The organism is Stenoxybacter acetivorans DSM 19021 (assembly GCF_000745895.1).
GTDB classification, from domain to species: domain Bacteria; phylum Pseudomonadota; class Gammaproteobacteria; order Burkholderiales; family Neisseriaceae; genus Stenoxybacter; species Stenoxybacter acetivorans.
In genome coordinates, this window is the sequence record NZ_JQKE01000094.1 from 1 (window position 1) to 7,085 (window position 7,085).

The 7,085-nt window shown below is 41.8% G+C and carries 5 protein-coding genes and 1 pseudogene; 3 read left to right on the forward strand and 3 right to left on the reverse strand.

All coding sequences use genetic code 11. The annotated features are described in order from the left end of the window. Window positions 1-312 precede the first annotated feature (312 nt). The gene (locus Q384_RS10335) at window positions 313-930 is read right to left on the reverse strand and encodes a Smr/MutS family protein (protein ID WP_037587825.1); all 618 of its coding nucleotides are present in this window, start codon (window positions 928-930) and stop codon (window positions 313-315) included. Between the two features lie 307 nt (window positions 931-1,237). Here Q384_RS10335 and ubiM point away from each other — a divergent pair, with 307 nt between their 5' ends. Then, window positions 1,238-2,434, forward strand: coding sequence for a 5-demethoxyubiquinol-8 5-hydroxylase UbiM (gene ubiM / locus Q384_RS10340; RefSeq protein ID WP_037587827.1), 1,197 nt, complete (start codon window positions 1,238-1,240; stop codon window positions 2,432-2,434). 48 nt (window positions 2,435-2,482) lie between these two features. Then, window positions 2,483-3,304, forward strand: coding sequence for a glycosyltransferase (locus Q384_RS10345; RefSeq protein ID WP_037587830.1), 822 nt, complete (start codon window positions 2,483-2,485; stop codon window positions 3,302-3,304). A 139-nt stretch (window positions 3,305-3,443) separates the two neighbouring features. On the opposite strand, the pseudogene msrAB reads toward Q384_RS10345, so the two are convergent. Further along, window positions 3,444-4,442, reverse strand: a pseudogene (gene msrAB, locus Q384_RS10350) (bifunctional peptide-methionine (S)-S-oxide reductase MsrA/peptide-methionine (R)-S-oxide reductase MsrB); the annotation flags it as partial. Between the two features lie 225 nt (window positions 4,443-4,667). Here msrAB and Q384_RS10355 point away from each other — a divergent pair. After that, window positions 4,668-4,916, forward strand: coding sequence for a hypothetical protein (locus Q384_RS10355; RefSeq protein ID WP_156956545.1), 249 nt, complete (start codon window positions 4,668-4,670; stop codon window positions 4,914-4,916). A 1,908-nt stretch (window positions 4,917-6,824) separates the two neighbouring features. Here the strand turns inward: Q384_RS10355 and Q384_RS10370 are convergent. Beyond that, window positions 6,825-7,085: integrase core domain-containing protein (locus Q384_RS10370; RefSeq protein WP_037587841.1), on the reverse strand; the 261-nt coding region annotated here is incomplete at its 5' end.

The following is a 7,085-nucleotide window of genomic DNA, read 5'->3' on the forward strand; positions in this document are numbered from 1 at the left end:
CCATAAATCACTTAACGGAGCGACACCATACGAGGTACTAGAGAAATATTTTTATTTTGATGAAAAGTGTAAACAACGCGGATAATTCTTACATGTTATCTATGAAATCACATGAATTTTCTTAAAGAAATAACAATTGCTTATGCTTTCAGGCAGCATTTAAAAATGGCTGTCTGAAACATACTTAACCGCAGAAAAGCGGGCAAACGGGTGCAATCATTCATGTTTTGATGCACGCAACAAAAAGCAGAGCGGGTGCTGTTTTGAGCAGATACGGCGTTGTTAATTATTTTAACTTTCATCTGTTGATTTTCAATTTTCTTTTGGTTTCCGCCGTTGTTTCAGCAAAACCAACACCGTTCCGTCGTTGCGCAGATTGGGTTGGGCATAGGCGATGACTTCGGGGTGTGCCATCAGCCAGCGGCGAACAGTGTTTTTTAATACAGGCATATAATCTTTTGAACCCAAGCCGCTGCCATGAACAATTTCGCCGCACACGCCGCGTTTTTGTACATAGTCCACGAAGGCATTCAAAGTTTCTTGCGCTTCTTCTTGGCGGTAGCCGTGCAAATCCAAAAAGCCGACAATCGGCCAATGTTTGGCTTGCAGCCTGCGAATATCGTGTTCGCCGCGTCCATTTTTACTGAATACGTCGGGTGGTATTTGTTCGCCGGCATCGCTCACGAAGAAATGGTTTTCCTGAGCCAAATGCTCTTCTGCTTGCCGTCTCACCTTAATCGGTGTTTTGTCTTGCGGATGGTGATACTGATTGGTGGACTTCAGTGGGGTAACACCGCGCATTTCTTCGGTGAAATTCACCGTTCGTTGCTGTATTTGCCGCGCTTTGGCTTCGACAGCTTCTTTAGCGGCTTGTTCTGCTTTGGCGGTTTGGCTTAATTGTTTTAAGGCTGCCTGAAAATCGATTTTCATGATGTGTTGTGAGAAAATACGTAAATCGGTTTATCGTTAATATTCAGAATACGCATTATAATCAACTTTAAATATTGATTGCTTTTTGGTGTCGGTTTCCGGAAATTTCAAAGTAAAAAATCGAAACAGGGTGATTATTACCGCTGTCAATGATACCAACGGGGGATAATCTAAGAAAATACGGGTATGTTTGATGTATATTAAAATTGTTGCATTTGATGCTTCAGGCAGCCTCAAAAATGATTATCCTGTGCCGCTGTTGGCTGGGATCACTTTTGATTGGTTTTTAGTTTAAGGAGAATGGGTTATGGTTAAACAAGCCTTTTTGGATACGGATATATTGATTGTCGGCGCAGGACCTGCCGGTTTGAGTTTTGCCCGTGCTGTTGCACCTTGTGGAATGCGTGTTACCTTGGTCGAAAAAAGCAGTGAAGCCGAATTGGCAAACCCGCCTTACGACGGGCGGGAAATCGCGCTGACACATCGATCTAAAGCCTTTATGGAAGAGCTGGGCATGTGGCAATCGGTGGCTGAAGACGAGATTTATAAACTCAAAGATGCCCGTGTCGTAAACGGGCAATCGGATTATGAATTGTATTTCCCGCAACCATCAACCGCCTTAGGAAAACCCACGGACACTTTGGGTTATTTAATTTCCAACCACAATATCCGCAAAGCGGCGTATCAGGCGATTAAATCTTGGCAAAACGTGGCGTTAATTTGCGAAAAGGGCGTGCGTGAAGTACACACCAATGCGCAGGGCGCACGCGCTGTTTTAGATGACGGCTCTGAAATCCATGCGCGTCTGCTGATTGCCGCCGACAGCCGTTTTTCACACACCCGCCGCCAATTGGGTATTTCCGCCGATATGCACGACTTCGGGCGGACGGTGATTGTGTTCCGTATGCGCCACACCTTATCCAATCACCACAGTGCATTTGAATGCTTCCACTATGGGCGTACTTTGGCATTGCTGCCGCTTGAAGAATACTTAACCAATTGCGTTATCACTATTGACAGCGACAAAGCCGACAGCGTTTTAAAATTGTCGCCCGAGGCACTGGCATCTGATGTTATCCGACAATTGAACGGCCGCTTGGGTGAGATGACTTTAGACAGCACCATACACGCTTATCCTTTAGTGGGCGTTCATGCCAATGCGTTTTACGCTGTTCGCAGCGCGCTGATTGGTGATGCGGCAGTGGGCATGCACCCGGTAACCGCACACGGCTTTAATTTGGGCTTGGAGAGTGCGCATATTTTGAGCCGTTTGGTAAACGAAGCCGCCGAGGAAGGGCGCGATATCGGCAGCAACGGCTTGCTGGCGCGTTATCAGCGTGAACACATGCTGCACACCCGCCCGCTGTATCACGGCACGAATGTGATGGTGAAGCTGTTTACCAACGAAGCCCCGCCCGCCAAAGTATTGCGTTCAGCCATTTTGCGTTTGAGCAATCACTTTCCGCCGATTAAACATTTAATCAGCAAGCAATTAACGGGTTGATGTGTGATGGATAGAAGGCTGCCTGAAAACATTGCCGGCAGGCAAACCATGAATTCGGTAGCTGAATTTTCGGTATTGATGTCGCTGTATGCCAAAGAACAGCCCGAATTTTTGACACAATGTTTACACAGTTTGCAGCAGCAAACCTTGCCGGCAACAGAAATTATTATTGTTTTTGACGGCAGCATTGGCAAAGAATTACAACAGTGTGTGGCGCAATTTGCACACACCTTGCCCATTCGCGTCTGTCCTTTGCCCGAAAATGTCGGCTTGGCGAAAGCACTCAATCATGGTCTGGCGCATTGCCGCTGTGAATGGGTGCTACGCATGGACACCGACGACATATGTGTTCCCGAGCGTTTCGTCAAGCAGTGGGCATTTTTACAGCAATACCCCGACCTTGCCATATCGGGCGGGCTGACCGCGGAATTTTCACGCACACCGAATTGTATTGACGCCGTCAAAACCGTGCCGTTGACACATAACGAAATCATGCGTTATTCAAGAAAACGCAATCCGTTTAACCACATGACAGTAGCCTATCGCAAAACAGCCGTATTGGCAGTAGGCGGCTACCGCCACCATTTATTTATGGAAGACTACCAATTGTGGCTTCGACTGTTGGCAGCGGGTTATCGCAGCGGCAATCTGCCTGAAGTGCTGGTATATGCACGCGCGGGGCAGGCGATGTACCGCCGCCGCCGCGGGTGGCGTTATGTTAAAAGTGAGTGGCAATTGTGTTGTATCAAACAACAATTACATTTTCAGGCAGCCTTACCTGCCTTATTCACTTTTGTCGCCCGCAGTGCAGGGCGTTTATTGCCCGAAACACTATTGGCGCGGGTGTATCGGCGTTTACGCAAGCATTGAATTGATTAAGGCTGATTAACGGCTTGGCTTTTGTTACCGCGTAATAACAGTATGAGTGTTCACTAATGCTGTTTACTTAAACGTGACCGCATTAATAAAACAACGTTATTTTCTTATGATGCGGTGTTGCCGTTAATCATCATGATTTTTCCCGCAGCACCCAATCTTTCCACGCACCATAACCGGCGGCATCCATTTCTTCATATGGGATAAACCGCAAACTCGATCCGTTGATGCAATAGCGCAAACCGCCCATTTCTGTTGGTCCGTCGTTAAATACGTGTCCCAAATGTGAATCCGCGGTGTGGTTGCGTACTTCAGTGCGCTGGCGGCTGAGGCTGAAGTCGTCGTGTTCACTTACTGCCTGCTCTTGAATTGGACGGGCAAAACTCGGCCAGCCACAACCGGAATCGAATTTATCGCGGGAACTGAATAAAGGCTCGCCGCTGACAATATCCACATACAAACCCGGTGCGAACAAGTGATCATATTCATGACTGAACGGACGCTCCGTTCCTGCTTGTTGGGTAATGCGGTATTGTTCCGGTGTCAGCCGTTCGCGTAAATCGGCAGTGTCTGGTTTCAGGCAGCCTTTCTTGTCATCGGCTGCCTGAAATGGCGGCGGTACATCGTTGTTACCCTGTAAAGGGATATCGGCTTGGTGTACATTGATATGGCAATAGCCGTTTGGATTTTTCAGCAAATATTGCTGATGTTCGTCTTCCGCAGGGAAAAAATGCTGCAACGGCAAGTTTTCCACCGCAATCGCTTGCGTATATTTGCCTTGCTCTGCATTTAAGGCTGCCTGAATAATATTTTTATCGGCAGGATCGGTGTAATACACGCCGCTGCGATATTGAATACCGACATCATTGCCTTGCCGATTGATGCTTACGGGATTCACCACGCGGAAAAAATATTGCAGAATATCTGATAAGCGCAACTTATCTGAATCGTAAGTTAATTTTACGGTTTCTACATGCCCACTGTTGCGGCAAACATCTCCATAACTCGGTTTTTCCGTGTGTCCGTTGGCATAGCCCACTTGTGTGTCTAGTACACCATCAATGCGGCGAAAATAAGCTTCCAAGCCCCAAAAACAACCGCCTGCCAGATAAATCACTTTTTCTTGCATCAATATTTTTCCTTGAAAAATGAAATGTTATTTTAAAAATAATGCGCTGTATAGCCAAACAATAAAAAACCGACAACCATTTGAATGTGTTTTGTAAGATACGTTCTAAATTATTTGAATATAATATACAATGAGTTCTGCATTTTTATCGAAACCCACTTCCAATATGGGAACACATGTAATAAAAAGCTATGGTTCAGCCTGCACTTGGTTTGTCGGGGAGGAGGTGTGTCAGCAATGATTTTTTTACCATTTTTTTTAATTGTTCTTATCGTCTCTATTGCAGCGGATACATTAGGAGGCGTTAATCGTATTTTTTATTTACTATCATTTTTAACATCTCTTCTTCTTTTAATGATAATTTTTTTATTTGCAAGAGATGATGATTTTTATATGTATTTCTCAATAGCCGCTGTTTTAATGAATATGCTGGCTTCTGGATATAAATTTTTTGCTTCGAAAAAACCAAGACTATAGAAAATACGCAATGATTATTATAACAGCCTATGTTACTAATGTAGTGCAATGATTTTCTCATTTCTTACTTACTCACATTGCGGGGGGCACTTCTCACAGGCTTTATTTTTTATGCCATTACTATAGCATTCAGTGGGCTTGTTGCACAGGCTTTAAGCTTTTTGATTCATCTCGCGGGCAAAGGAGAGAAAAATGACTGAATGAAAGCAGCGTTGCTGCCCAAAATGTGGATTTGATTATGGAATTTTATGGATTTTTATAAAAAAATCCAGCAAATTAGAGAAAATTGGTAACAAATGCAGGAAATGCGATGCCATTCTTTCTCTTGATGGAAAAAGCGCATCCTATGTAAGAAATGTTCGATTTTTAGAGTACGTAAATATAGTAATGCTTGGTTTAATTTTATCGTCATTGTATCGTGTTACGGGCGGAGTAAATTTTTTATTTATTTTTTCTGCATTATTCATATTGATGGTGAATTTTTTATTTATTTTTATATATTTATTTTGTTTCTCAATCTTATTATTAATATTTTTTCCGGATATTGGTGTTATAAATTTAGTAGAAAACCCCACGAAGATTTTTAAGTCAGTAGGATTTTTTAATGATTATACTTAGCAAAAGCACAGTGCAGAATCGGTAAGTCACGTATTATTGCCGCTTGGATTTTTGGCGTTTTTGAGATTTCAAATTACTTCTTTGAAATGACTTAAATAATTATTAAGGTGTTTCTTAAAATGATGAATTTTAATCCCTGTAATAAAGAAAGCCCGCTGGTATTCTTGGAAGTGTGGTTTTTTATTTCTTATGTTATTGTTTTTTTATCATTATTTTTTAGCATTAAATGGATTGTTTTAGTTTGGGCTTTTGTCGCTTTTTTTTCCGTAAATAAACTTCTATTCATATCTAAGCTGTTTGGAAAATTTAGTCAAGTTTCTATCGGGTTGATATTATCAGAAATATTAATTCTATCGGCATCACTCGTGCCCGGTGTTAATGATGTAAAAATAATATTTTGCAGTCTTTGTACGTTCTCAAGTATTCTTGCTCTCAGGAAAGGGAGGGAAAAAATAATTATTGAATTTGATGATGATAATGGACGCATGAAGACGTGCACGGTGCATGATTTAAAAAAGTATTTCTTTGTTATTATTGTGCGAATCATATATTTTATAATCTTATTTCTTATTTTTAACAAATATAAGTAGATAATCATGATTTTTAAATCCCCCCCCTTCTACCTTGTTATGAGTCTAGCCACCACCTGTGTTTGGGCATTAGTGGTCATTGCCTTGGTCAATCTCGCCGCCTCCGCCCCTGGCATGATCACTGATACCTTGCAACGAGAAGATCAAGTTGGGAGGGTATTCTCCATTTAGGAATCTTCTATTAAGTTGGAATTAATCGATTACTGAATTATATGGAAATTATTGTTATAAATTTTAGTGTAGAGGTATTCAATAATGAAAAAAATAATATTGAATAGCATTATTGTTTCTGTTATGTCTTTCTTGCTCGTACTTGGATGGCACGCATATAATAGTTACTATTTGACTAAACTAACTAAAAAAATTTGTAATGAGGCTATTGGCTTTAAATTGAATGAAATCTAGGATATGGTCAAAAAATTCGATTTGGTATTGGTATTGATAAGCGATAAAAGTACCGGTGATTATATAATCATTCATTCGCCAAAAAATATGGCAAGAGCGACCTGCACTTTAAAAATTAATTCTAATATTATCATCGGGTCTGAATTTGATGTTCTTGAATAATTCGACAGCAGCAATATTTAAGAAGGATGCTTTTACTAAAAAATCCTCTTGCAAAAAGTCTGTTTCAATGGTGGCAATGAAACCCATTGACAATAAATTAAACAACACATTCTATGTGTAAGAATTACCCGCGTTATTTACACTTTTCATCAAAATAAAAATATTTCTCTAGTACCTCGTATGGTGTCGCCCCGTTAAGTGATTTATGGGGCTTCACCGTATTGTAGTAGTTGATGAAGCGATTTAGCTCCAGCTTTCGATGCTCACTGTCCTGAAAGCGTGTTTTATCGTGCCACATCTGCATCAACGTCCTGATAACCCGCTCTGCCTTACCATTGGTCTGTGGGCGGGCAACTCGGGTAAATTTTTGATTGATGCGATGTTCTGTACAGAC

Excerpts from the sequence above, each read along its gene's own strand:
- ubiM (WP_037587827.1), top strand. The coding sequence starts at position 1,238 with ATGGTTAAACAAGCCTTTTTGGATACGGATATATTGATTGTCGGCGCA.
- Q384_RS10345 (WP_037587830.1), top strand. The coding sequence starts at position 2,483 with ATGAATTCGGTAGCTGAATTTTCGGTATTGATGTCGCTGTATGCCAAA.
- Q384_RS10335 (WP_037587825.1), bottom strand. The coding sequence starts at position 930 with ATGAAAATCGATTTTCAGGCAGCCTTAAAACAATTAAGCCAAACCGCC.